23 protein-coding genes and 1 pseudogene are annotated in these 25,040 nt (G+C 37.0%); 7 read left to right on the top strand and 17 right to left on the bottom strand.

Annotated features, from left to right (window positions below; genetic code table 11):
* Window positions 1-223 precede the first annotated feature (223 nt).
* Entirely contained in the window at window positions 224-2,251 is a 2,028-nt protein-coding gene (locus H7992_RS04550; protein WP_187046754.1) for a carbohydrate-binding domain-containing protein, read from the top strand.
* Between the two features lie 249 nt (window positions 2,252-2,500).
* Here the strand turns inward: H7992_RS04550 and H7992_RS04545 are convergent, their stop codons facing one another.
* Window positions 2,501-3,010 carry a YfiT family bacillithiol transferase gene (locus H7992_RS04545; protein ID WP_187046753.1) on the bottom strand — a complete coding sequence of 170 codons (510 nt, stop codon included), beginning with the start codon at window positions 3,008-3,010 and terminating at the stop codon, window positions 2,501-2,503.
* Between the two features lie 203 nt (window positions 3,011-3,213).
* The gene (locus H7992_RS04540; protein ID WP_067206211.1) at window positions 3,214-3,855 is read right to left on the bottom strand and encodes a YfbR-like 5'-deoxynucleotidase; all 642 of its coding nucleotides are present in this window, start codon (window positions 3,853-3,855) and stop codon (window positions 3,214-3,216) included.
* Window positions 3,856-4,476: 621 nt separating this feature from the next.
* Here H7992_RS04540 and H7992_RS04535 point away from each other — a divergent pair.
* Together H7992_RS04535 and H7992_RS04530 are read left to right on the top strand one after the other, a co-directional pair.
* Window positions 4,477-5,901 carry a purple acid phosphatase family protein gene (locus H7992_RS04535; protein WP_187046752.1) on the top strand — a complete coding sequence of 475 codons (1,425 nt, stop codon included), beginning with the start codon at window positions 4,477-4,479 and terminating at the stop codon, window positions 5,899-5,901.
* A gap of 509 nt (window positions 5,902-6,410) precedes the next feature.
* On the top strand, window positions 6,411-7,391 hold the full coding sequence (locus H7992_RS04530) for an iron-siderophore ABC transporter substrate-binding protein (protein WP_187046751.1): 981 nt from the start codon (window positions 6,411-6,413) through the stop codon (window positions 7,389-7,391).
* A gap of 594 nt (window positions 7,392-7,985) precedes the next feature.
* Here H7992_RS04530 and H7992_RS04525 read toward each other — a convergent pair.
* Window positions 7,986-8,480, bottom strand: coding sequence for a hypothetical protein (locus H7992_RS04525; RefSeq protein WP_187046750.1), 495 nt, complete (start codon window positions 8,478-8,480; stop codon window positions 7,986-7,988).
* Between the two features lie 662 nt (window positions 8,481-9,142).
* On the opposite strand from H7992_RS04525, the gene H7992_RS04520 reads away from it, so the two are divergent.
* Complete coding sequence (locus H7992_RS04520) at window positions 9,143-9,685, top strand: tetratricopeptide repeat protein (RefSeq protein WP_187046749.1); 543 nt, start codon at window positions 9,143-9,145, stop codon at window positions 9,683-9,685.
* Between the two features lie 419 nt (window positions 9,686-10,104).
* On the opposite strand, the gene H7992_RS04515 is transcribed toward H7992_RS04520, so the two are convergent.
* Complete coding sequence (locus tag H7992_RS04515) at window positions 10,105-10,689, bottom strand: hypothetical protein (protein ID WP_187046748.1); 585 nt, start codon at window positions 10,687-10,689, stop codon at window positions 10,105-10,107.
* 613 nt (window positions 10,690-11,302) lie between these two features.
* On the opposite strand from H7992_RS04515, the gene H7992_RS04510 reads away from it, so the two are divergent.
* A protein-coding gene (locus tag H7992_RS04510; protein WP_187046747.1) for an IS3 family transposase occupies window positions 11,303-12,450 on the top strand; the annotation gives its coding sequence in 2 pieces (ribosomal slippage) (window positions 11,303-11,549 and window positions 11,549-12,450; 1,149 coding nt in all).
* 287 nt (window positions 12,451-12,737) lie between these two features.
* Here H7992_RS04510 and H7992_RS04505 read toward each other — a convergent pair.
* Both H7992_RS04505 and H7992_RS04500 read right to left on the bottom strand, forming a co-directional pair.
* Window positions 12,738-13,553 (bottom strand): lipid II flippase Amj family protein, encoded by an 816-nt coding sequence (locus tag H7992_RS04505; RefSeq protein WP_187046746.1) that lies wholly within the window; start codon window positions 13,551-13,553, stop codon window positions 12,738-12,740.
* A 149-nt stretch (window positions 13,554-13,702) separates the two neighbouring features.
* The gene (locus tag H7992_RS04500; RefSeq protein ID WP_187046745.1) at window positions 13,703-14,050 is read right to left on the bottom strand and encodes a VOC family protein; all 348 of its coding nucleotides are present in this window, start codon (window positions 14,048-14,050) and stop codon (window positions 13,703-13,705) included.
* 216 nt (window positions 14,051-14,266) lie between these two features.
* Here H7992_RS04500 and H7992_RS04495 point away from each other — a divergent pair, with 216 nt between their 5' ends.
* The gene (locus H7992_RS04495) at window positions 14,267-15,052 is read left to right on the top strand and encodes a hypothetical protein (protein WP_255428588.1); all 786 of its coding nucleotides are present in this window, start codon (window positions 14,267-14,269) and stop codon (window positions 15,050-15,052) included.
* 12 nt (window positions 15,053-15,064) lie between these two features.
* Here H7992_RS04495 and H7992_RS25015 read toward each other — a convergent pair whose 3' ends face one another.
* The 8 genes and pseudogenes from H7992_RS25015 to H7992_RS04455 all read right to left on the bottom strand — a co-directional run bounded on the left by H7992_RS25015 (window position 15,065) and on the right by H7992_RS04455 (window position 22,627).
* On the bottom strand, window positions 15,065-15,202 hold the full coding sequence (locus tag H7992_RS25015) for a hypothetical protein (RefSeq protein WP_187046744.1): 138 nt from the start codon (window positions 15,200-15,202) through the stop codon (window positions 15,065-15,067).
* Window positions 15,203-15,388: 186 nt separating this feature from the next.
* Window positions 15,389-16,429: an alpha/beta fold hydrolase gene (locus H7992_RS04485; protein WP_187046743.1), complete on the bottom strand. Its 1,041-nt coding sequence runs from the start codon at window positions 16,427-16,429 to the stop codon at window positions 15,389-15,391.
* A gap of 783 nt (window positions 16,430-17,212) precedes the next feature.
* A complete protein-coding gene (locus H7992_RS04480; protein ID WP_187046742.1) occupies window positions 17,213-17,644 on the bottom strand; it encodes an NUDIX hydrolase in 432 nt (143 codons plus the stop codon).
* Between the two features lie 94 nt (window positions 17,645-17,738).
* Window positions 17,739-18,567: pseudogene (locus H7992_RS04475) on the bottom strand (GNAT family N-acetyltransferase).
* A gap of 290 nt (window positions 18,568-18,857) precedes the next feature.
* Entirely contained in the window at window positions 18,858-19,205 is a 348-nt protein-coding gene (locus H7992_RS04470) for a cell division protein FtsK (RefSeq protein WP_187046741.1), read from the bottom strand.
* A gap of 422 nt (window positions 19,206-19,627) precedes the next feature.
* Window positions 19,628-19,774 (bottom strand): DUF4181 domain-containing protein, encoded by a 147-nt coding sequence (locus tag H7992_RS25010; protein WP_082786491.1) that lies wholly within the window; start codon window positions 19,772-19,774, stop codon window positions 19,628-19,630.
* Between the two features lie 1,091 nt (window positions 19,775-20,865).
* On the bottom strand, window positions 20,866-22,344 hold the full coding sequence (locus H7992_RS04460) for an S-layer homology domain-containing protein (RefSeq protein WP_187046740.1): 1,479 nt from the start codon (window positions 22,342-22,344) through the stop codon (window positions 20,866-20,868).
* A 106-nt stretch (window positions 22,345-22,450) separates the two neighbouring features.
* Window positions 22,451-22,627, bottom strand: coding sequence for a hypothetical protein (locus H7992_RS04455; protein WP_187046739.1), 177 nt, complete (start codon window positions 22,625-22,627; stop codon window positions 22,451-22,453).
* A 261-nt stretch (window positions 22,628-22,888) separates the two neighbouring features.
* Between H7992_RS04455 and H7992_RS04450 the strand changes: the two genes are divergently transcribed.
* The gene (locus H7992_RS04450; RefSeq protein WP_187046738.1) at window positions 22,889-23,458 is read left to right on the top strand and encodes a dihydrofolate reductase family protein; all 570 of its coding nucleotides are present in this window, start codon (window positions 22,889-22,891) and stop codon (window positions 23,456-23,458) included.
* A 142-nt stretch (window positions 23,459-23,600) separates the two neighbouring features.
* Here H7992_RS04450 and H7992_RS04445 read toward each other — a convergent pair whose 3' ends face one another.
* The 3 genes from H7992_RS04445 to H7992_RS04435 form a co-directional block, all read right to left on the bottom strand.
* Window positions 23,601-23,951: a DUF2200 domain-containing protein gene (locus tag H7992_RS04445; protein ID WP_067206172.1), complete on the bottom strand. Its 351-nt coding sequence runs from the start codon at window positions 23,949-23,951 to the stop codon at window positions 23,601-23,603.
* Between the two features lie 104 nt (window positions 23,952-24,055).
* Window positions 24,056-24,454 (bottom strand): VOC family protein, encoded by a 399-nt coding sequence (locus H7992_RS04440; RefSeq protein WP_067206169.1) that lies wholly within the window; start codon window positions 24,452-24,454, stop codon window positions 24,056-24,058.
* Between the two features lie 70 nt (window positions 24,455-24,524).
* Window positions 24,525-25,022: an SRPBCC family protein gene (locus H7992_RS04435; RefSeq protein WP_067206166.1), complete on the bottom strand. Its 498-nt coding sequence runs from the start codon at window positions 25,020-25,022 to the stop codon at window positions 24,525-24,527.
* Window positions 25,023-25,040: the final 18 nt, after the last annotated feature.

The raw sequence follows: 25,040 nt of genomic DNA, 5'->3' as shown, positions 1-25,040 counted from the left end.
AGTGGTGAGATGAATGCTAGATATGCCTTCAAAATCTGGACGCAATCACGCCGAGGCGTGATTGATATCGTTACGATAGATTATAGGTCCAACTGAAATAAAAGCAAACTTTAATTTCGCATTTCCTTTTTTAAGCTTTGTTTAAGGTTCATCCTAAATAATAGGGTTCTTAGCAAAACATCATCTGAAAAACGGATGAAATTTCATTTGCAAGAAGGAGCTTATGATGAAAAAACAAAATTCTAAATTTATGAAGGTAGCCGCCTCTCTTATGTTCACCGCATCTTTGTTTGCTTGCAGCAATGATTCAGAAAAGGTAAGTACCAATAATGCGTCTACTGCAAAAGGTGAAAGCTTAAGTACGATTGGGGATCAAGAAATAGCTAGTGTTATTAGCGAGTATGTAAGCTATTCCGATGAAGATTTTTACCAGGATTGGGAAAACGCAACGTCTATTCAGTTGAATGGAAGTGGTGCCAGCTTTGAAGGTGATGGCGGAGTCGTCATCGACAAGAGCATCATCACGATAAATACTTCAGGCGTGTATGCAATCCAAGGAAAGCTGGATGACGGGCAAATCATTGTGGACACAGAAGACGATGGCATCGTTCGGCTCGTTTTGAATGGTGCGGAAATCCATTCTTCCTCTACTTCAGCAATCTACGTGAAACAAGCAGAAAAAACGATTGTTTCATTAGAAGAAGGAACTGAAAACGTGTTATCTGACGGAGCAAAATATGTTTATGAGAATTCAGAGGAAGATGAGCCGAATGCAGCGTTGTTCAGCAAAGACGATCTCACCATTAACGGCAGTGGGAAACTAATCGTGCAAGGCAATTACAACGACGGAATCACCAGTAAAGACGAATTGAAAATTACAGGAGGAACAATCCAAATTAATTCAGCTGATGATGGATTAAAGGGAAAAGACCTCCTCGCTGTTAAAGATGGCAATATCCGTATCGAAGCGAGTGGCGACGGCATGAAGTCCACGAATGACACAGATGCTTCAAAAGGGGTCATCGCCATTGAAGGAGGCAGTTTCGATATCAAGGCAGCTGATGATGGCATTCAGGCTGAGACTTCACTTCTAATCGCAGACGGAGAGTTCAACATTTCATCTGGCGGCGGCAGTCCTGAAAAAATAGCAAATGCTGAAATGGGTCGGCCTACCCCTGGAGAAACGGAAACAAGCACAACTGACGCTAGCTCTGAGACATCTAGTGGCAAAGGGCTTAAGGCAAATGAAGAAGTGGCAATTGGCGGGGGAAGCTTTCAACTGGATTCATTAGATGATGCGATACACAGCGACAACTCGATCACCATAACTGGTGGCGATTTGAAAATGGCTACCGGCGATGACGGCATTCATGCAGATACGTCCATTCTGATCAAAGGCGGGAACATCGACATCACGAAGAGTAATGAAGGGATAGAAAGTAATTCAATCACAATCTTGGACGGGAAAATTCATGTTAAAGCAACTGATGATGGCATTAACATTAGCGAAGCCGACGATAATTCTGACACGACTACTGAACAAGCGAAAGATCCTCTGCTTTCAATAAATGGTGGCTATGTTTATGTCGATGCAGCCGGTGATGGACTCGATTCAAATGGTTCCATATCCATGACAGGCGGTACCGTGATCGTTAATGGACCTACGAATAATGGCAATGGTGCTTTGGATTATGACGAAGACTTTGAAATAAGTGGCGGAGTTCTCATCGCTACTGGAAGTTCTGGTATGGCGATGGCCACTTCAGAAGACTCATCACAGCATACGATCTTGATGACTTATCCGGAGACACAATCTGCAGGAACCAAACTGCATCTAGAAGATAGCGAAGGAAATGAGATTGTGACATTTGCGCCCGCAAAAGACTATCAATCGGTCGTCATTAGTTTGCCAAAACTAACGAAAGATGCTTCCTACACCCTTTACTCAGAAGGGACAACGTCTGGTAAAGAAAGTGATGGTCTTTTTGAAGATGGTGACTATCAAGGCGGCACGAAAGTTGTGGAGTTCACAATTTCCGACACCGTAACATGGCTTGATGAATCTGGAATCACCACTGCAAAAACTTCTGGTCCTGGCGGTATGGGAGGTCCAGGTGGTAAGGGAGCGCACGGGGATATGGTACCACCGGAAGGGATGGAAGCTCCCGAAGGTATGGAACGACCAGAAGGGATGATGGAGCCATCAGAAGGGATGAAAGCTCCCGAGGGTATGGAGCCAGAAGGAAAATGAAATAGAGGAAAAGGAAATATAAAAAGTTCTATAAAATAAATTAAAGGGTTCTCTTCAGAGGTCCAAACCATTTAGAAACAATAGAAAAGGGACTCAAAACCGCGATGGTTTTAGTCCCTTCTTTTTATTGTTATAGCAATGTTTACAGTTATTTCATGCTTAATTGGTATGTGAATTAACAGGCTAATTAACATCGTTACATAAAAATGGTTTACCGGAGTTTGATAAGCCAATTCCATACATCTTGTATTATTTTGATAATGCAATTTTTATATGGGCTAAGTGGTGCTCTTCGTGCCAAGCTAATTTTGCAACTTTTGTTGCAACTGTTATTTCACCGTTCTTCTGGTGTGTAAAAGCTCGATTTAATTGCTCTTCAGTTAAACTATATCCTAAAGATACGATGCGCTCATTTATACCTTCTAACATTTTAATCGAACTTTCTATTGGAAGCTTTGTATCCGGTTGAATGGCCCACTTTTCTTGATCAAAATCTGGTACTGTTGGATTCTCATCTGTTAAAGCCAGCTTCAAACGTTGATACATGTTCAACTGAGAGTCTGCAATGTGATGAACAAGTTGACGAACTGTCCAGCTACCATCCCGATATGTTCTGCTTAACTCATCATCACATAATGGATCAACAGTTTCTCTTAATCGAATCGTGTAAGTTTCGATTTCCTTTAGCCATTCTTGACTATTTTCTACTGTACCTTTTTCAGGAACTTGTAATTCTCCAATTGGAAATCTTACATCCATTTTCAATCCCCTTTTCCAAATTCGTTATTTCTCTTTCTATATATGTTGACATAAAGAATCCTCTCAACATCGCTTGGGGATGCCTCCCGCAATTAAGCCAGACAGAAAACCGTTGTCAGTGTTATTCAAGAAAATGGCCCGTTTGTGGAAGTTTAGCCTTGTACGTTAGTTTGCTTTAGAACTGGACATTTTTATGTATTTTATCAACCTCCGTGTTCTTCAATTATCCGCATTGCAATGCCCGTTAACTCCCCATGTTCAGTAAATCGTTCACTAAGCATATCCGTAAGAATATGTTCTAGGAAGTATTCTACACAGTTCATATCTTGAAACAGCAGTATTGTCCTTAATGCTTCTTCGTATATCTCTAAAAACAATGGTTCTGGATTATCCTTTTGAATCTCACCAAATGCTTCATAAAGCAAATCAACTTTATCAGCCACAGATAAAATGCGCCCCTCCAATGTCTCATCTTTACCTTCTTTAAGTCGTTCCAAATAAATGGCTTGAAACTCAATTGGAAGTTCCTTTTCTACAAACTTTCTTGTCATTTCTTCCTCTACTTCACTGAAGAGTTGCTTCAACTCTTTCGATGCATATTTTACAGGCGTCTTAATATCTCCTGTAAAAAGTTCCGCGTAATCATGGTTCAATGCTTTTTCATACAAGATTCTCCAATCCACTTTCTGCCCAGATTCCTCTTCGACTGTTCCAAGAAATTGCGCAATTTTTGTCACCTTAAATGAATGACTGGCGACGGAATGCTCCTGATATTTGAACTTTCCTGGACAACGAATAATTTGTTCTAAATCAGATAAACTTTTAAAATATTGATGTACACCCATCCTACTCATCACCTTTCTATATTTTTCAGGGCTTTCGTATAAAAAAAATAGTCACACAGACGTTCATATTTACGACTAGAATAACACGTTTTTTTAAAAAAACAGAGCTATGTTCACTTTAAGCACTGTCTATAATTACTTTCCCTAATTCTAACTAAATTATGCAGGAAAGGGATTAACAACATACAACAAAGAATTTAATCGGTCAATTTAGTCAAATTGACGTGCTTCGGTAGTCTGTACTGCTACTTCTCACTATTATGATTAACTGGGGCATCTGGATTGTTTCCTTTTTACAAATACAAAAAGACCAACTTCTATTTTTGATTATTATTGCCATTTTTTCAGAATCTTCACTCCTTCTCAGTATTTTAAAAGGACTATCTAACCCTTTAACTTTCAATAGGAACCTTCTAATTCCCTTTTTTCTTCGACTATCTGGCCCGAATCTGAAGGACGTAGTTTTTATTCAGTTACCCCACTATTATTCCGGATTAACAAATAAAATAGTATTAACAATTCTTTACACTATCAATATATAGGGTTAACAAACCTTATATATTAAAATGTTATAGTGAAATTACTGTCCATGAGGATGGACTATTACAATATAATTGGAGGATGATCTTCTTGAAAATCAAAAAAAAAATCATCTCAGTTGCCCTAGCTTTATCCATAGTGGGCGGAGTTGGCAGTACGCTCTCTTTTGCAACAGATAGTCCAAATCATACTGAAGTCAGCAAGGTAACTGTCACATTTAAAGGGGATACGACCAATTCTAAGGGACTCACTTGGTATACATCACTAGATTACAAGAATAGTGATTTGCAGGTAGTGAAAAGGAAAGGAGCGAAGAAACCTGATTTTAATAAAGCCTTGAAATTTTCAGGTACTGCTTCCCTCTCTACTAATTCCAAGAAAGAGTATGTACACAAAGCTGAAGCAACTGGGCTTAAAGCAGATGCTGAATACTACTTCCGTGTTGGAGATGAAGAACTCAATAACTGGAGTGAAATGGGTTCATTTAAGACATCTCCAAAAGATGGAACTTTTACATTTATTGATTTGGCTGATACCCAGGCTAAAACAGAAGATGAAGCAATTCTTTCATCCCAGACTATCTCTAAGGCTCTAGATACTGTCCCTAATGCTGAGTTCATTGTTCACAATGGCGACTTAGTTGACGATGGAGTCAAAGAGGAACAATGGGATTGGCTTCTAGGACATTCACAGGAAAGTTTGCTAAACACGACGTTTGCACCATCCGCAGGGAATCACGAGGATGAAAATTTTGCTTTTATCGATCATTTTAACTTTGATACACCTGAAAATTCTGCAACTGAGACAGGTGCTTATTATTCTTACGATTATAGTAACGCTCACTTTGTCGTACTTAATAGCAACGAAGACTCCGAAAAATACGCCAATTTTTCAGAAGAGCAAATTGAATGGTTGAAAGATGATGTGAAGGCAGCCAAAGCTGATGGAGCTAAGTGGGTTATTGTCAATATTCACAAGGGTCCTTACACGACATCTAACCATGCAACAGATGATGATATCCTAGATCCAAACGGTGTGAGAAATCAGGTGGCACCACTCATGGCGGAACTAGACATCGACTTTGTTCTTCAAGGACATGACCATATCTATGCACGTACTAAGCCTATCAAGAGTGATGGTACGGCTTCAGAAACCGAAAAAATTATTTGGACTAAAAAAGGACAAACCGTAGAATATACCGTAAATCCAGATGGTACGATTTATTTGATACCTGCTACAGCTGGACCAAAAGTGTATTACAAAAATCAAGCGCCCGAACTTGGATCAGCTTACTATAATCTCTTTGAAGTGGCAGATGAGAATCATGCAGCTATCTATGGTCCAGATCCGAACGATAACCGCCGTCCAGTACGCGGCCAAATTCAAAACTTCGTCGGTATCACTATTAATAAAGACAAATTGACTGCAATAACTTACGAGATCGATCAAAGCAAAAATAATGCAGAACCTTACATTGTCGATCAATTTGGGATTATCAAGAAATAATAGCCCTTTCAGTACAAAAGGACATTGAAAAAGTAAATAGCAATCTATATTAATAGCATCCTTTTAAACATGCAATATGAAACTGTTCGTAAAAGTACAATTTTACGAACAGTTTCTGTGTGTAAACACCGACCTTTTTTTCTTGCTTGCTATATTAAGTCTTGATTTCTACAACAAATTCTTTCATTAACGTAACTGCTTTTTAGTAAACGGCTAAAAAAACAGCTTCATCCCTTGATACACAAGGGATGAAGCTGTTTTTGTGAATCTACATAGTTAGATTGTGTTAGATCGGTAAGTTTTTTAAACACACTTAATATATCCACTTCTTTAATTCAAGTAGGGTGCTACATGCACCCCTAGTAGACATAACGCCCGTTTATAGAGCTTAAAAATGGCCTGTATTTATCTTACTCAGGATAATCTCTTCTTGACTAAATAATTGATAGTGATTATCATTATCAAGTAGACAAACTTAATTAATCATAATGGAGGTTACTTATATTAACATGTACGAAAACAACCTAGATCGTTCATCAAGTTCACGATTGCCAATCATCCTATCCTTGCTGCTTCTGTTCTTTTTACTCTCGGGCTGTACCTCTCCCAAAGCAGAAAACTCAGTAGACACTATTCAAGAAGCGGCATCCGCGCCACAGCAGCGGATCATTGAACATGCCGCCGGTCAAACCACTATTGTAGGAAAGCCGGAGAAAATTGTTGTACTCGATTACAGACTGGCCGATCAAATGCTGGCACTTGGCATAAAGCCGTATGCTTCCACTACATACATAGGGTCTCTAGAGCTTCCTTATTTGGACAGCGATGCATTGTCCGGCGTCATTCCGCTTGGTGACTCTGCTAATTTAGAAGCTCTAGTGGAAATGGCACCGGATCTAATCATATCCCGGGATTCCAAGATTAACGATGATCTGAGTAAAATCGCTCCGACAGTGATCCTCGAAAATTCTGATGATTGGCGAACAGGACTTATTAAAATGGGTGTAGTCTTGCAAAAGGAAGAGGAAGCGCAGCAATGGATCGAGCAATATGAACAAAAATTGGACGAAGCCCGAAAACTCATCGCTACACATGTGAAACCTGGTGAAACGTTCATGTATTTACGCATTCAACCGAAAGTCATCCGATTATATGGACCGAATCATGGCTTTGCGGAAATTCTGTTCTCGGGGTTGGAACTCACCCCTGCTCCCGGAATCGAAAGTATTGATAAGGCAGAACAAATTTCGCTGGAATCACTGCCTTCTTTTAATCCAGATCATCTTTTCCTAGAAGTAGGCAACTCTGAAGAAGATCTGGAAGCGCAAACGGATCTAGAGACGTATGCCGCTACTTCTGTCTGGAAAAACCTCACCGCTGTGAAATCAGGACAGGTCTACAATGTGCCCCATTGGACCATCAGTGATTATCCGCTGATTAAGGAAAACTCTTTGAATTTGATCGTTCAAGAGTTAACAAACGTCGAGTGATAGAGAATTACCAAGCTAAAGAAAAAGGTGCGACAGTACGCTTTCCTTAGACATTCACATCACCTTACAGTCCTTTGAATGCGAAGGAGGTATCGTGATTGTATGTAAGTCATCCAGGAATAAGACTCAAAATAAAAAAGTAACTCATACTAAAACAATTTTGGGTTTTATCAGATCCACGTACCTTAAACAAATCAAGAGAATCATCAATAGCTCCAATCCTGTCCCATTTTCCGGTCTATTTATGACACCTCCAATAGTTAAAAAAAGTCTCCCTTTTTACATAAAAGGGAGACTTTTTGCAGGTTGAACAAGGAATTTTAAACAGCTATATTTTAATCAATTATGCCATTTCCAACTAACTGAGCACCCTCAGGCAAACCTAATTGTCCAAAAGTATATGTATAATCAGATTGATATTCTTTTTTGTATCTTGTATAAAACGAAATATTCTTGACCTTCCTCTAAAAGGTTATATATTCTATCATGACCTTGTATCTCTCTTTGTTTTGACTATTATCATTAGAGTTTGAACCAATCTTTTTCGACCTTTTTTCTTATGCGCTATTGTTAATAATTAGAGTATTTCCACTTTCATGGAAGTTCAAGAAGAAAAAATAAATCTCCCAATTTTTCAATTTCCGTTTCACTTATATTTGCAGTTACGATAGGACCTGATATTTTAAATGTAACGTATAATTTCTCAAGTTCAAAAATAAGAGTCGTTAAGATTTCATAATCGCCATCTTTGAATCCATAACCACTTACCTTCTTAATGAGGGAATGATCTAAAGATATTTTAGAACCTATTATCATAGGTTGTTTCGATAATTCAGCTTCGTAAAAGTATTCGAGGGGTTCAGGTGTTTCCTGTTCTTCTATAATTAGTAAGTCATCCCCCTCTTCATTTTCGGACCCAAATAATCTCCAGTACCAGGATTCATCCGTTTTAAAATCTTTTTTTATATTTAATATTAGATCTCCAAAACTATAATCCCATTCATTTCCTCTTTGATTAACAACCAGTTGATTTGACCAAATTCCAGCCAAACAATACCCTTGTACAGGTTTAAAACTCTTCCACTCCATTTTCCCCACCTTACCTTCCTTTGTAAATTAAACCCAAACAGCCCCGTTAGTCATATATGTAGCGCAAAATCAGCGCTACACCACAGGGGATGAAAATGTGGACAGAACGAGTATTGGATACTATGGCTGGCGAAGTAGGTCGATGAAAGGGCTTGTATACGCCATACACACCAAGTTGACATAACGCCAGTTCACGACAGTATTTTATTCCACTATCTCAATAAGAAAAGCTGCCATGAAAAACAGCCGAATTTCTACTAAAACACTTATTAGTTTAATAAGAACAGCGACGCTTATGCCACAAATCGCACCCGTTTGCGAAACAATATACTATTCGAGGGAAGCCCTTTAATAAAAATCAACTGATCTAAATCATTCAAAGGATAATGGCCAGGATCTACTATTTCTTAAATTCCTATTACTTGACGGTTTTTATTGTCACTTTCAAAATGACTGATTATTCTAAAAGCTATTTGACATATATCAGCATAAACATTACTATAAAAAAGAACCTAATGTTCATTCTTGATTTCTAAGGAGGATTAAAGGACAATGATACTGTTTTTACAAAACCACTTTCAAAATTAATAAATTCCCCGCGAGTATTGTGATTATATCGTCACTTTGCCATTTGCAGTACTACATTTGAGGGAGTTAAAAAAATGAATGATAAAATAGTAAATAATACGGATAAAACAAATTTGCGTTTACTTTTAGACAAAGCTATTGAATTGCGTGAAGATGGGCGTGCTAAGCAAGACCAAGACATTCTGAAGGAAGCACGTACTCTCCTTTTAGAAATGGTTGCTACCTATCCAGATCATGCTGAAGTCAACTATCAGGCGGGAATTGCTCATGATAATTCTGGATTAGGCAAGGAAGCTATCCCCTATTATGTAAAGGCTCTCGAGCAAGGTCTCGCAGGACCAGATCTTCAAAGATGTTTACTCGGTCTTGGCAGTACCTACCGTGCTTTGGGTTACTATCAAGAAGCAGTTGAAACTTTACGTCGAGGTGTGACAGTGTTTCCTGAACACCGCGGCCTTCAAATTTTTTACTCAATGGCTCTGTACAATTCAAAAAACTATAAACAGGCAATGGAAATTGTTCTGACTAATTTGATGGAAACAACGTCTGATGAAAATCTTCAATACTTCAAAAGAGGGATTTCGTACTATGCTGATCACCTTGATGAAACCTGGTGATGATTGAAAATTATTAAGACTAGATGTTCTGATTTGAATCTAATTCGTTCTCTTTTAGATTGTTAAATAACTTATTTTAAAATAATTAAATTAAAACGCAGTGCAATTCATGAATGAATTCCTACTGCGTTTTTTTATGTATACAAAAGTTTTATAAGGGTTGTTTTCAACAAACGTATCGAATTCAAACCACTATTCCACAAAATGTCCCGTTTGTTGAACAAGAATATAATTATCTTCATACGCGAACCATCGATTCGCTCGCTGAATGACCTTGCATGCGCTATGCATACCAGGTAAACATAACACCGAATCACAGAAGTAGTTAACTCCAATACGCAACAAGAAAAAAGTGTCTTGTAAAGGTAGTCAACTCTTCAACTAAAGCATTCCGTTAGTGCAATAAGAACACGAGTTACCTACGCAGTCCGTGTTCTTCGGCTAAAGACCATTCTTCCTAATCCCATGCATGAAATCATGATTATAATTGAAATAATGTATCCCAGTTTCCAACTATCAGGACTTTTGATTAGCATGAAAGTGATTAGGACAACTAAGAATATTCCTATTAAAAATAAGGGTATTCTTAATTTTGGTTTGTAGTTTTGTACAGTTATCATATCACTTGCAAGAAAAATATTGCTAATTGTCAAGTAACTTGCAGCCTCCACTAAATGAAATAAGGCAAAAGAATAAAAAAAGAAAATTAAAATAGAGTTATTAAGCTCAATGTTTAGGAAAAGGAAGGATATAGGGATACCAATAAGAAGATTCACTATTATTCCCGCTATACCAACATTAAAATACTGTTTACTAGTTAGAGTTTGTGCCTTTTTTTCATCAATAGGCTGGGGAGTAGAGAAGAATAAATAGAATGGCACATGAACTTTAAAAGGATTGTCTTTGCATTTATATTTTGCATATACGACCCCATGTCCAACTTCATGTAACCAAATCACTAAATATAAAGCACAGTAGCCAACTATAAAATATAAGAAAGTCATTTATTATCACCTACTCCGTATGCATACTATTATTTCTTCATCCTAAATAAAGTACTTCGACACCAATCTAAATATAACCTGCTTGTTCAACTAAACTGTCCCGTAAGTTAAGAAGGAAAAAGAGCTCGCTAAGGAGCTCCTGTTGTTGAACTAAAGCCACCGTTAGGTTAATAAAAATAGGACCTAACCAATCCTTTTAAAATAAAATCACGAGGAAACGGAATGCTCTTTCTTCTGTTTCCTCTTATAAAAATAAAGCCAAATAAAAAAGATTGTCCAAGATATTGAAGGAAATACTGGAATTACAGTAAATTGCATAATTAATATTTCTGCTATTACAGCTGGCACCATAATAATCAACCACATTCTAACTACCTTGTTTTTAAAACTTAGTTCAAATCGGTCACTCATATACCTCACCCCTTTTATCTTTAACTGAACTGTCCGTTACTTGAATAAGGTATCTTTCTACTACTAATACGTTCATTGCGACTGGAAAGTTTCACCAATTCAAACTAAACAGTTACTCTCTCATAAGTGGATAGGTTACACTTAGTTGGACAATTAAATTAAGGTCTAGTAGAATAATACACAAGAAGTGAGGAGATCTACTATGTCCGTAAAAAGAAGAACATTTTCTACAGATTTCAAAAAACAAGTGGTAGCCCTATATGAAAATGGGAAAAGCCGACAAGATATTGTCAAAGAATATGAATTAACCGCATCTGCTCTTGATAGGTGGATTACACAATTCAGGCAGTCTGGTTCTTTCTTAGAGAAAGATAATCAATCTCCAGAGGAACAAGAATTGATTGCCTTACGGAAGAGAAATAAGCAACTAGAAATGGAAGTAGATATTTTAAAGCAAGCAGCGCTGATCATGGGACGAAAATAGATGTGATTCAACAAAACCGTCACACCTATTCGGTATCAGCAATGTGTAAAGTCCTGAAAATTGCGCGTAGCACCTTCTATTATGACACTGAAGTATCCGCTCAAAAAGAACAAGTAAAGCAGGAAGAAGAACGCGTATTAAAAGAAAAGATCGCTAAGGTTTTCAATGAAAACCGACACGTTTATGGTACTCGGAAACTAAAAATAGAACTAGATAAAGAGACAGAAGGCCTTACAATCTCGAGACGCCGAATTGGAAGATTGATGAGCGAACTTGGACTTCAATCAAAATACGCCAAACCTTCCTATAAACCAATGGTAACAAGACCAAATGAAGAATCCGTTCGAAACGTATTAAATCGAGAATTTGAAGTGGACAAAGAGATGTCCGTGTTAGTCAGCGACTTAACATACGTAAAAGTAGGATACCGTTGGAGTTACGTTTGTTTCTTAATCGATCTATACAATCGTGAAATTGTCGGGTGGAGCGTCGGAGCACAAAAAGACGCTGCTTTAGTTCAGCGTGCCTTCGATTCTGTTAAATACCCATTGGGAAACGTGAACTTATTTCATACAGATCGCGGTTCTGAATTTAAAAACGTTGGGATCGATGAATTATTAAGTGGATACAAAATTAAAAGATCACTCAGCCATAAAGGGAATCCTTATGATAATGCGGTGGCAGAGGCAACATTTAAGATTTTAAAAACAGAATTGATCAACGGAGCACACTATCAAACCCTTAACCAGCTGTCACTTGAGCTTTTCGATTATGTCAATTGGTATAATAATATCCGTTCGCACAGTACATTAGGCTACCTAAGTCCGGTTGCTTATAAAAAAACAGCCCTTAATAATATCGTTTGATTTAGTGTTGACATACCATAAGTTGAACAGGGCTATTTTTTAATAGGGGGTACACCGTTGCAACGGCTGGAGTACATACTTTTCTTCAGTTGAATGACGAAAGGGCTGCCGTACGTCCTACAACGCCAACTGAATAGACAGAAAGGATGTTAGTCAGCATTTTGTAAAGTTTGTACAATAATTGAATTACAACAAAAAAGTCGAATTCCTATATATTGAGGAATCGACTTTTCTTATTGAATCTTGTTACAGTAACCCCCCTGTTAGTTGAACAACCTCGATAATTATTAAATCATAAATTTTGTAAACCATGCTACATATTTAGCACCGGGTATAAATAATACCTGCGCAAGTAGAGTTCCAAATAATCTTGAAGCAATCATCATTAAAGAAATGCTCTTTAGTGTAAAGTAGCTTCCCCTTTGATTAACTACATCGTCAGCAAGAACAGAAATTTTGGGGTCAATAAATATTACAAGAAGAATAGTCGCAACACCATTTATGAGTCCAGATGCCATAATGGCTGTTGAAGCTCTATCTGGTGCCAATAATGATGCGTACAAAGCAGATAGTACCCCAATGGTATATATTGCAGTGATTATCATATTTACAAAAAATAATTTTAGAGGAATTTCTTTTATCCTAATCTCTTTCAAATAACTTAGCTTAGGTAAACTAAAATGTTTTATCCCACGCTTTATATATTCAAAGGATATTCCCTTTTTAACTAAACTTGGAATTGAACCTCTTTCTTCTGATAAATGGATTATAGCTCTTGAAAATATGGCAATAAAAGTGGGTAATAAAAGGATACCAACTAATGTCCCAAATGTTGAAGCGCTTATTAGTATTCTATATTGGCTTTCTACAAATTCTAAAGTATTTTCAGTAGGTGCAGTATCTATAAGGCTTCCTGTAAAAGGCTGCTGCATCATATTAGCTAGTCTTGAAATAATAACCATTAAATTAAATAGAGATAGAGCAGATGCAATCAATCTTACCCTTGCACCCGATAACCTAACAGCATAAGCGAGGGTTTCTATTGAGTGAATTACAAAAATAAACAAAAATATAAACAATAACTTTTCTGAAATAAATTCCAAATAAATTCCCCTACTTCAGCTTTTACAATTACCTAATAATACCACATAATCAAATTTCTTGTTTAACTCAACTGCCCAGTTAGTAAAAATGCGCCTCTACTTGTTGTAGAAGCGCACCCGTTAGCTTACTAGTTAATGATTACAACCCGCTACTTCTCCCAAAGCTCGATCAGTCGACCTTCAGGACCTTTAATCCAAATGAACTTTCCAAATTCACTAACCTCTTTTTTCTTAACAAGAGGTACACCAATATGTTCAAGATGCTTTATAGTCTCGTTTAGATCATGTACTTGGAAATTTAACATCACTTGTTGTTCTGTTGGAAAATAACTGTCATTCTCCGTAAAGAATGAAAAGATAGTCTCATTTCCTAATTGGGGTTTTATCACAGCCCCATTCCAATTGTCTATTTCAATTTTCAACACTTCACTGTACCATTTTTTCACAATTTCAAGATTATTAGTTCTCCAAAATATTCCTCCGAAACCTTTAATCATCGTCTCTAACTCCTGTCTGTCATCAAATTTTAGCTAACCGATTACATTAGATATACGAGATTTAAATTATAGTTCCTTTTTCTACTATACTGCCCCTGTAGTTGAATTGAAAAGGGTGTTTAGCCCCTAAATGAAGTAAAGCCCCCGTTTTTTTAATAACTAATCTTACGCATAACTCCCTCGTAAGAGCAGATAATATGGTGAGGTGATTAGAATATGTTAAAAACAAGGATTGGTTATATTGTTTGTTTTTCAATTATTTTAAGCTTATTTGTTTACAGTAAGTCCATAAATACAAAATCGATGGAGTTATCTTTCTCGCAACCGAATAGTGATAAAAATGAACAGGAACGAATTCACGAATTGGAACAACGTTTAGATAGTCTCGAACCACCCGAGCCTACCACAATTCTTGATTCACCTTTTCCATTCGAAAAAGGAACAGAGGTGCATTTCCCTACTGATGTCATCCCTATTTCACAAGTGTTAAAAGAAGGAACAAAAATCCCTTTTAAAGTAATTAAAAGCGAACCGAACTATATTAGACCAATATATGAAGAAAACTGGCATAGCACATATTGGGGTGGAAGATGGAGCTATATTCCTTCTCGAATACACTATTCTCTCCACCGGATATTCCCTTTTTATGCCATTGGTATTTCAGCTGAATTAAATTTTCAACAGGATGTAGGTATTGCTTTTAATACTGCTACAAATGAAACAGACCTTGATCTGTATATAGTTGTGTTCCAAACAAATATCACAGATGTTTATACAAAAGGAAATCAAGTTGTTGTTGTTGGGACACCTAAACGAACAGGAGTTGAGGTTATAAACATTAAAACAGCAGATATATACCCGAGTAATAAGGAGAAATATTTGTTAGTTCAGTTAGCAACTAATGGAGCCGAACTCGATTATTCTTTAATTAGTTATCAACCACCCGATTTTTGGTTAAAGCTAAAACAAAAAAATGAACGTGAAAAATCTAAAAAACAGTGAACCATTGCCTTATCATGTAAGTTGATAAGGCTGTTCTTTTACTCGGACTAAAATAGATTGCAATAAAATCAATCTCCTTAACTTTTCCTCTAACGCTATCGCACTTTTACCTCCACTCTTTGTTAACTCAGAGTCGCTCCAACCTTGCATCCTTTTTTGTGGATTCCATATAGTCTCTCCATGTCTGGTATCCTTTAGAACAGTCCCATTGCCTTAAGAAAATCTATTCGATTTTCGCACTCTTTAACGGAAATTCGCCTACCGGTAATCTGATTTTTATAGCTTAAGTACAAGTTTTGACAACAATCTTCCTTTCAAAGTAAGTAAAATGACGCATTACTTATTTTTATTGATGAATGTATCTAACATCCATTCATTAAATTTTTCTTTCTCTTCAAATTGTGGATAATGTGCTGATTTCTCGAAAGAAATAAATTCCTTATGTTCGGCTTCAATCATATCAAAATACTTCTTTGCTGCATTAGAGGAAGTCATATAATCGTATTTACCCATGACGAAATACAAAGGAATTTCAAGTTTTGTTACAATGGTAGGTATTGGATTTTCTAATAGATCACTTAACAACTTTTCTTGGGAATACCCCATACCATAGTTGTAACGAATAACGTCCAATAAGTTATACTCGCTGCTCAATAAAACACCTATATTATCACCATCGGGGTTATCAATGAGTCTAACAGCCCCGCCGTATTTCATAACATAGTTTCTTGGTGTAACCGTATCGCCATTTTTAATTTGCTCGGTGAGTCCTTGTAAATCTAAAACATCATCCGCATTACCATCCTTTTGGGCCTGGCTAATAGAGTATTTTAAACTTTCAATCTCACTTTCCTTTGTTTCACCCATTTGCCCAATCCCAATATATGCTTCATATTTTTCGGGGGATCTATAAGCAGCTTGTATTCCAATGTATGTACCAGAAGAATGCCCCATCAGTATAACCTTTTCTTTTTCAAGCCGTTCTGATATATATTCGGTCAAAGCTAATAAATCATCTACCAATAAGTCTGTTGAAAGAGTAGAATAGTCCTCAAAAAAGTGATATGATTTTCCACTTGCCCTTTGATCGTAATTAACAATTGTGAAATTGGCTTCCAATAAGTCTGCGTATTTAGTGGCATATGGTATTTCCGGAGCCCCAGGTCCTCCATGTACGACAATGATGACAGGATTATCCTTATCGTTGCCACGTATCATAATTTCGTGACCACTTCCATTTATCTCTACTTGTTCTAATGTACTTATACTGTTATCTCCTTTTATATTGGGTGTCCATGTAGGAAAGAAGAGCGCTATTACGAGTACTGTTACGATAGTGATTGCAATATATTTCATTAATTTCTTTATACGTTTCATCTAATTTAGTTTATTCCCTTCTATTTAACACCATCCCAATATACGATTGAACAAAACATGCTCTTAATAAATGTGATGGATATTGATTATTTTTGAATTTCTTTTGCAAAAAGGTGCCATAATTTAATAAAGAGTAATTTGTAGTTGATTGAACAGAGTTAATTAGAATGATTGGTAAGCCTTTGAATTTATCACCAGTTTTCGCCGCTAATAGCCTAGCTTATACCACGCAATATCTTACCAATCAGTGTGCTACTCGACGCAAGAGGAGCCTTTCAGAGCGTTACCTCTTCATTCGACTCCTCGACATCCCCCTTCAGTTTTAGAACACTATAACTGTCTAACCTTTACCGAAATTGTGTGACCACATTTCATTTGAGCCAGGAACGTTTTGCACCCAGAATCGCGTCCATTTTTTGAATTTCGCTATTCAAACAGGCTAAATATTATATCTGCAATGTAAGTTTCTGAAAATGCAGCCATAATAATTAACGGTGAAATTAAAATGGTGTAAATCTTTATAGTCTCTAGAACTTTTTTAATAAGAGATGTTCCTACTTCCTCTGCCTTAAATACATTTCTTATTTTGCTACAGCGAATATAAAAAAAATAATTGATCTTTTAAATCCAGTTTCACGAATTATATTTGCTATAGTAATCACCCCACTCAATTGATTTTTACTCAACCTTCGTACCCGATTGTGGAAGATTATCGTACTCGTCTTGTTCAACTAACAGCGTAATTTTAATGAGCAATACCGTTATTACTAATTTCCATAGGACCTAAAACTCTACACAAAATGGTTGAATACTGTTATCAAGACAGTGTTCTATTCTTTGTCCGAAGTTCCCAAAAGTCACCATTTCCAGAACTTGCTCAATAGGGAAGAATCCCACTTCTAAACTTTCTGGCGAAGTTGTTAATTTACCACCAATCGGCTTAGCTAAAAAGAGTGTATTACAAATTAACTTATCCACGTTTTGAAATATTCCGCAGAATTTAAGAACTTCAATATCAATACCTGACTCCTCTTTAGTTTCCCTAATTGCAGCATCCTTCAGAGACTCACCTTCCTCGACTATTCCACCTGGCATTTCCCAACCTCTCTTTGGTCCTTTAATTAGCAGAATTTCCTTTTGATCGTTGAGTACAATCGTTGCAGCTGAAACAAAGTGCTTAGATGGTGTGTAAATATGTGATGTGTTTTGTCCCAAAACGTTGCCCCCTCTTTTGTGTTAGTTAACTTTTCATCTCCATCAGTTCAATAATTCTTCCTCCAGTAACTGCTCTATTCAATTGAAGTATAAATTACTCAAACTTAAATTCATAACCTATATAGTTAAATACATTTCTGAATCCTATACTCTTTGCGACCGCAATTGAAGGTTTGTTAGATTCCATACAATCCCAATAAGGAACAAGATTATTTTCCAAACAATCTTTTACAAAAGCAATGGCTACTTTTTGTGCTAACTTTTTACCTTGATGCTCTTCCAAGGTTTCAATATCAACACCATGTACATTATCAACTACAAAAACCGAAAAACAGACGCTAACAATTTTACTTTTACAAACTATACCGTATCCAAAGCCTTCATTAAAGAACCTTTCGGGTGAAGACCAGAACTCTACTATTTTGGAATGTAAAAACTCAATATTTTCAATTGATTTATCACTGTTTTTAAAAAGTGTTTTACTAATTTTCACAATTTTATATCCTTCTTCAATAGTAAGTTCGAAGTTGCCTTTATAATCTTTTTTTGTAAAGTATAAACCCTCTGATTCCAACTTCCTAAATTGCGGTTTTCAAACACCTTTATAATAGTCTCATCCACTTATTATGATTACCAATCCCTTCAAACCAAGTTAATCCCACCTTCTTTGCTTCTAGAATGATTACTGTATCAATAAAATGATTTAATTCGGTATTGAACCCTTCGTTTCTTTCATCTCCAATAAAGAAAAAACCGTCATTATTACCTAACCAAATAAGTCCCGAAGCAGGAGATTCAATATCATCTACAAAAATACGACCTGGATTTATCCCTTCGACGACTGCTTTAGCTTCTAATTGACCTTGCTCATATAACATATATCTGCACTTAAAAAATTCTGACTTTTTTAATTCTGATATCATTACTTACCTCCTTATCTGCCGGAAATTAACTAATTCAGGAACCTTTTCTTTTTTAACAATCCTTCTTTGTTTGTTTAAGTACATCCCTTCACTTTACAATCTACCTGTTCTTCAACAATATGGCCCATTTGCTTTATACGGTTCGCTTTAGGGCAGCCCCATCGCCGAAGATGTTCTATTCAATAATCACGCCCGTTCATTTAATAAGCTGCTAATCCATAGTTAGCCAGTAAATATACAGAAATGAGATAGGCATGTCCTATGAGGATGAAGCCTTTCAAGAAAAGATATTAAATTATCAGATCGTGTACTTCCCCAGTAATAACCATGATTAAGCCGATCAATGAGAGCATTATACCTACGTAAAATGGCCAAGGATTATCTTCTTTTTCTTTATCAAATGTAAAAAAGGTAACTATGCAAAAGATAAGGGTAATAACAGGAATAAAACCATACTGAGGTCCAAATGTGAATGCAATTCCACCCAATATCATTCCTATAAGCCCATAAGGATTTTGAGATTTTTTTCTGTCTATATATTCTTTATCATCATTGGATAAGCCCTCGTTTCTGTCCCCCCATATGTCGATGACTTTCATTCTATTTAGGAATTCGATAATTTTTTTAAATGCCTTCATAAATCGCACCTACTTTCCCGTTAATCCAGCCTCTATCATTTAATTACAATCTTTTGCACTCGTTTTGTTCATTGACATTCCTTAACTCTTTCAGTTCATTTCGATAGTCCTTAAAAAAGATAGGATCCGGTTTAAAGGCAATTGGCTTATATATACTAAAAAAAGAATACGGAAAAATCAACGTCATCAAAACTAAGCATATGATTACAATTAACCCTAACGTTCTTTTTCTTCTCAATTTGAAGCCTCCTTGAAGTGCCAGGCACCCGTTCGATTCTGGTTGTTCGGTTGCTTAGTGTTTTCAAACTACGTTTTCAATAATCGCGCCCGATTGTTCAATGTTGGCACTAACCTTTATCCAAGGATTTCTCCCTGTAAGTTAAGTTAGGATATACTCCTTTGTTTATACTCTTCCGAAAAAATTAGTCCAATATAAAATGAAAAACTGTTAATTTGTAGGAATTTCGATTTTCTGCATATTTCCACTCCATAACTGTTCTAGCTAATTCTGTCCAAATACTAAGTATTAACAGCAAAAACCACGTTTCAAAAAACCAAATCGAATCCATTGGTAATCTGGAGATATTAATAATAAACGATAATGATGAGGACTATGAAGGTAATTCTAATTTTCCTACCTATTTTCGATTGTTTTTCATTGACATGGTAATTTCAAGTCCCCGATAGCATTGCTCGACAGTAAATAAAAGTAATTACAACCTTTATAAGTATAGTAATCTATACGAGTATACAGTAAAAAGCTCCTTCTGTAGAATAGATACTGACAACAATATCAGTTCCCTACACTATAAATGAAGGAGTATTTCATATGTAATGTGTAATGTGTAATGTGTAGACTAAGACATAGTCTTTCGTCAATACTAATCTATATTGCCCCGAGGCGTATTGGCGTGTCCATTAGTCAATTATGTCTATGACAAGTTATCTGAATACACATTAGTCAAATCCATGATTCTTGCAACTATATTCCGTTGGAGAAGTTGTGAGGAAATTGAACAAAGAATCCGCGCTAAACTGGCTACCTTAATCGAAATGGAGCTGGATTCTGTCACGTGCTTTGACCTTGTCTCCATACTAACTCGCCCGGAAATACTGCGACTGTTTAAGTTTACGGACAAGGAAGATTCCATATATAGCCTGCTAACCAGTCGATTGGAATTGACTGAGAAATAGATACTGGACATGTATAAAAGTCGTTGGTATATCGAGCTAGATCATCTGTTCAGCCACTCACCTAAAGGGATCTAGAACCAGCTTTTCATTGCTTTTCATTGCTTTAATTACGGTAGGATTGGTTGAAATCATGCGCGTCGAAAAGCAATCTAAAAATACTGCATGAGAATTTCATCAACTTATCCAACACTATTTATTAGAGCCATGGGAAAAGACTCTAGAGGAATTAAACCGTAAAATAAGCCTAGTAGTGGAATATTTGTCAATAGTAAGTCCGTTTTCTAAAGTCCCTTTATTTCATCCATGTTCATCTGTATGTCCTCCCTTAGTTTGTGGTAGAACTGTTTTGTTAATTTCAGTGCAGTATGTACTGATGGTAGCAGTGAACTTTCAGCCGGACCGGTAACACGCATTACGAAAAGCAGACATGCTGAGCATGTCTGCTTTTTTAGTAGTCCTCATTTAATCACATATACGTGTCGATCGATTCATATATCTCGACATGAATAATGGGACCCAATTCCTGAACACGTACACCGATATTTATAAGATCAGTCTTTTTGTGGTCTGGTAGCTTAATATCGAAGGAGCCTGTTTTCTTTGCTACTGCATGGAACAAGTTGGTTCCCGCGTCTCTTGTGACCGTGGCAATTTGCTCAGCATCTTTCGGTAGTATATGCTTTCCTATGTTGTATGTCGCTCCCAAATCTACTGACGCAGTCGGCTTCTCCTCCAATACTTGGAGGTTATAGTAAAAGTTCGGAGCAGAACTTATCGCTTCGATCCCGTACCTTACTTCTTCTCCGCCAGCGAAATGGACAGTGGCAATATATAGACCTGGCTTATCGATCGGAATGCGGATATTATTATACTTACCCTCAGTATCGGTCTGATCGGTATCGCGGCAAACAGAGCGATTGGTCGAAAGACATTTTCTGAAATCCACATTGTCAGACAGCTTCTTTCCGTCCATTGTGGAGAGCGAAACGTTCTGGACTTGTTTTTTAACACTGATTATAGCTGGTGTAGTTAGAAAATCGTCTGTCTCTTCCAGTGTCAACTTCAGCTCGCCATCCACTTCTTTGATGTGCACATAATACTTTTGGTAGTATTTCTTATCCGGATTTCCCGTATACACTAAAGCGACACTAAATGTTCCCGTCCCTTCTTGGAGCGGGACTAAATGGATTTTATCCGCAGTATAGCTATTTGCTGTATCGCGTCCTACAACCGCATTGAACAAACCGTAATCCTCATGATTGGAATCGTACATTTTAAATTCTTCCCATTGGTAGTCGCTAGCCCGCAACGTAACAATCGGCGACTTTGCTTCCTCTGTAGCCTTCAGCATTTTAGCCGCTTGTCCTCTTGTGATGGACTCGTTCGGGCTGAATCTGTCAGTAGACGTTCCTGTCGTGATGCCGAGTCTATAGATGATAAGAATGTTCGGATCATGACCTGCCCCTCGTTTAACATCCTCGAATGGACTTTTATACGACGTGAAGTCATAGCGTGGCAGATCGAACGCTTTGACAAGTATCGAAGCCATCTGTGCCCGCGTAATAGGATCGTTCGGACCGAAACGTCCATCTCCATAGCCGCTGATGATGCTTTTTTCTGCCATAGCTGCGATGGCTTTGTAGTAGCCGTTCGCTTTCGAGACGTCTTTAAACCCCGGATTCTTTGCATTCGAAGTGTCCAATTTAATCATTTTTGCGATGATTGCGGCCGCCTGTCCTCTCGTGATAGAATTGCCGGGTCTATATGTGCCGTCCGGATAGCCTCCGATAATATTGCGTTCTGCCAGATCATAAACAGCTTCTGCAAAATGCTTTGATGACGGTACATCTGAAAATCGCTCTGTGCTTGCAGCGAACGTGCCGGATAAAGGCAGGCTATATACCAACAATAGTGCACAGAATAGAATAAGTAGTTTCTTCTTCATTTGCTCATATCCTTTCAGTCCTGTAAGTAGTTTTCATTGTATAGGAGGCTGCCGTCTAAAACGACTGCCTTTCAGACTAGATTGTGGTACTATGTATTCGTTCACTCTATTCATCTAACATATCACTGGTGTAATTAAGTATCGCCAAAATAGAGTAAGCGCATATTTGACGCTTACTCATCAAGGTTCTTAAGGTATATAACTCCAGGAAATACCAGTCTATTTTTTCACCAATTAGCACATTTCTTTTTATATTATCAATTAAAACTTCTTGAACTTTCATCAACATCACCTCAAGAACTGATAATAATTTATTTTAGAAAACCTTACTTATAAAAACTATAAATACTGTAGATCATCACTGAATATAAGCTGTTTTTAAACATAAAAAAGAAGTAGTGCTTAACTTTGCAAGCGTTAAGCACTACTTCTTTGTATACTGTATATAAGCATCTGTTGGCTTAGTAGGAATATATATGTTGAAAATAACATAACGAAATTCAGCAACCGGGCAGAAAGTTGAGCAATTAAGGGAGGAAAAATTATGTCCAATAACGTAAGAACAAGAAAAATAATTTTAGATTTAGCAGTTACTTTAGATGGTTTTATTGAAGGGAAAAATGGGGAAGTTGATTGGTGTGTCATGGATCCTGATATGGGGTTTAATGATTTCCTAAATCAAATTGATACTATTTTATATGGAAGAAAAAGTTACGACTTATGGGGACAATATACTCCAAAAAATGAAGATACTAATACTGAAAAAGAAATGTGGGAATTGGTTCACAGTAAAGAGAAATATGTGTTTTCCAGAACACAAACAGGGATTGATAATAAAGCAATATTCATAAATGAAAATATACCAAGGGAAATAAACAAATTAAAGAATAAACCCGGTGAAGATATCTGGTTATACGGTGGAGCAAGTCTTATTACAACTTTTATCGATTTAGGACTTGTTGATGAATTTAGATTATCTGTACATCCTGTTGTTTTGGGAGAAGGAAGACCGTTGTTTATTGATATAAAACAGAGGTTGAATTTAAAATTGATTAATACAAGAACTTTCTCCTCCGGCGTTGTTCAACTAATCTATCATTTGAATAGAAATTAATAATCTATTTCATAAGGAAAAAATCCATTTTGATCATTTTTTTCAAAATGGATTCTTTTTATTTTCCCCAGAATGAGTTTTTTCGGGATACTATTAATTAAATTTTATTCCAATGCAACAAGTGTTTCTTCATATTCAATTATTATGTCCGCAAAATTTTCTCCATCGTTTTGCCATTTGCTAACTCATCAATCAGCTTATCCAAATAGCGAATTTCCCGCATAGTTGGTTCTTCGATGTACTCCACTCGGACACCGCAGACCACACCTTCGATCAAAGCCCGCGAAGGATTCAGTTGGGGAGCTTCTGCAAAGAAGGTCTCAATGTCTGGCTGATTTTTTAGCTGCGCTTCAAACTCTTCCTGGCTATACCCTGTCAACCAACGGATGATTTCGTCGACTTCTGTTTTCGTACGTCCTTTTTTCTCCGCCTTCGTAACATAACAGGGATAGACTCTTGCGACACTCATTGTATAAATCTGATGTTTCGCCATGATACATCCTCCCTAAATGATTTCTATAAATGAAAAAGAGCGCTGATCTTTATTCGAGATAAGCGCCCGTTTGTAAAATATCTCACACTCCATTGGCAACCAGATTACTCTGGCAAGTTCAACTGCCAGGATATGCCAAATTGGTCATTCAGCCATCCGAATTTTTTGCTGAACCCATAGTTATTGATAGGCATGAGTGCTGTGCCATTTTGCATCATTTTATCGTAAAGGCTGTCAATTTCTTCTTCGGTCTCACAAGTAAGATAGATAGAAAAAGACGGGGTAAACGAAAACTCATGGTCAACATGACTGTCGATACACATGAACTCCTGCCCCTTTAACGAGAATACAGCATGTATAACTGTACCTTCTTTACCAGGTCCTTCAGCCCCGTATCGAGCAATGCTTTTAATTTCTGAATCCTCGATGAGTGATATGTAGTATTTCATAGCTTCTTCTGCAATACCGCCTTGAAACATTAAAAATGGTGTTACGTTTTTCATATTTAACTTCCCCTTCTTCACATAAATTGTAATGTTGCCTCCCTATTTCAACTAATTACTCAAACGGTTTTTAACCTGTATAGCTGACTTTCCCTGTCTCAACTAATTCTTTAAGTCCCATAAACATATAATTCCAGCCATGTTCAGAGCCATCATGCGTTTCGCCAAGAGCTTTTTCTACATCTGACTCTGTCCAATTCTCTTCTTGAGAAACATGGATCACTTGTGTGAACGTCATCTCACAGCCTTGCTGGAGTTCTTGTAGTTCAACTGTAATCGTATCTTCTAATTCGCTAAATTGTGGCATCTTAAAAGTAAACGCAATTTTTTTCGGAGGATCAATTTCGAGATATTCCCCAATCGCACGGTAATCTTGTCCTTCCCGATGGTCAACAATTTCCCAAGTACCGCCTACTTGAGGATTATTTCGTGTCACCTTATTCGTGCCTTCCAATGTAAAAAACCATTTTCTCATCATTTCTGGGTTCAGCCATGCGTCGAAAACCCTTTCACGTTTTACATTGAATTCTCTTTTCATTATTAATGTTCTTGTTGAGATGTTGTTCATAAAATTCCCCTTCCCATG

This window comes from Sporosarcina sp. resist, from assembly GCF_014302295.1.
GTDB classification, from domain to species: domain Bacteria; phylum Bacillota; class Bacilli; order Bacillales_A; family Planococcaceae; genus Sporosarcina; species Sporosarcina psychrophila.
Note: the sequence above shows the minus strand (reverse complement) of the source record. Positions and strands in the feature narration are given on the sequence as shown.

Bases quoted from the DNA above. Each gene is read 5' to 3' on its own strand.
- H7992_RS04550 (WP_187046754.1), top strand. From the start codon at position 224: ATGATGAAAAAACAAAATTCTAAATTTATGAAGGTAGCCGCCTCTCTT.
- H7992_RS04545 (WP_187046753.1), bottom strand. From the start codon at position 3,010: ATGGATGTAAGATTTCCAATTGGAGAATTACAAGTTCCTGAAAAAGGT.
- H7992_RS04540 (WP_067206211.1), bottom strand. From the start codon at position 3,855: ATGGGTGTACATCAATATTTTAAAAGTTTATCTGATTTAGAACAAATT.
- H7992_RS04535 (WP_187046752.1), top strand. From the start codon at position 4,477: ATGATCTTCTTGAAAATCAAAAAAAAAATCATCTCAGTTGCCCTAGCT.
- H7992_RS04530 (WP_187046751.1), top strand. From the start codon at position 6,411: ATGTACGAAAACAACCTAGATCGTTCATCAAGTTCACGATTGCCAATC.
- H7992_RS04525 (WP_187046750.1), bottom strand. From the start codon at position 8,480: ATGGAGTGGAAGAGTTTTAAACCTGTACAAGGGTATTGTTTGGCTGGA.
- H7992_RS04520 (WP_187046749.1), top strand. From the start codon at position 9,143: ATGAATGATAAAATAGTAAATAATACGGATAAAACAAATTTGCGTTTA.
- H7992_RS04515 (WP_187046748.1), bottom strand. From the start codon at position 10,689: ATGACTTTCTTATATTTTATAGTTGGCTACTGTGCTTTATATTTAGTG.
- H7992_RS04500 (WP_187046745.1), bottom strand. From the start codon at position 14,050: ATGATTAAAGGTTTCGGAGGAATATTTTGGAGAACTAATAATCTTGAA.
- H7992_RS04495 (WP_255428588.1), top strand. From the start codon at position 14,267: ATGTTAAAAACAAGGATTGGTTATATTGTTTGTTTTTCAATTATTTTA.
- H7992_RS25015 (WP_187046744.1), bottom strand. From the start codon at position 15,202: ATGCAAGGTTGGAGCGACTCTGAGTTAACAAAGAGTGGAGGTAAAAGT.
- H7992_RS04485 (WP_187046743.1), bottom strand. From the start codon at position 16,429: ATGAAACGTATAAAGAAATTAATGAAATATATTGCAATCACTATCGTA.
- H7992_RS04470 (WP_187046741.1), bottom strand. From the start codon at position 19,205: ATGAAGGCATTTAAAAAAATTATCGAATTCCTAAATAGAATGAAAGTC.
- H7992_RS25010 (WP_082786491.1), bottom strand. From the start codon at position 19,774: ATGGATTCGATTTGGTTTTTTGAAACGTGGTTTTTGCTGTTAATACTT.
- H7992_RS04460 (WP_187046740.1), bottom strand. From the start codon at position 22,344: ATGAAGAAGAAACTACTTATTCTATTCTGTGCACTATTGTTGGTATAT.
- H7992_RS04455 (WP_187046739.1), bottom strand. From the start codon at position 22,627: ATGAAAGTTCAAGAAGTTTTAATTGATAATATAAAAAGAAATGTGCTA.
- H7992_RS04450 (WP_187046738.1), top strand. From the start codon at position 22,889: ATGTCCAATAACGTAAGAACAAGAAAAATAATTTTAGATTTAGCAGTT.
- H7992_RS04445 (WP_067206172.1), bottom strand. From the start codon at position 23,951: ATGGCGAAACATCAGATTTATACAATGAGTGTCGCAAGAGTCTATCCC.
- H7992_RS04440 (WP_067206169.1), bottom strand. From the start codon at position 24,454: ATGAAAAACGTAACACCATTTTTAATGTTTCAAGGCGGTATTGCAGAA.
- H7992_RS04435 (WP_067206166.1), bottom strand. From the start codon at position 25,022: ATGAACAACATCTCAACAAGAACATTAATAATGAAAAGAGAATTCAAT.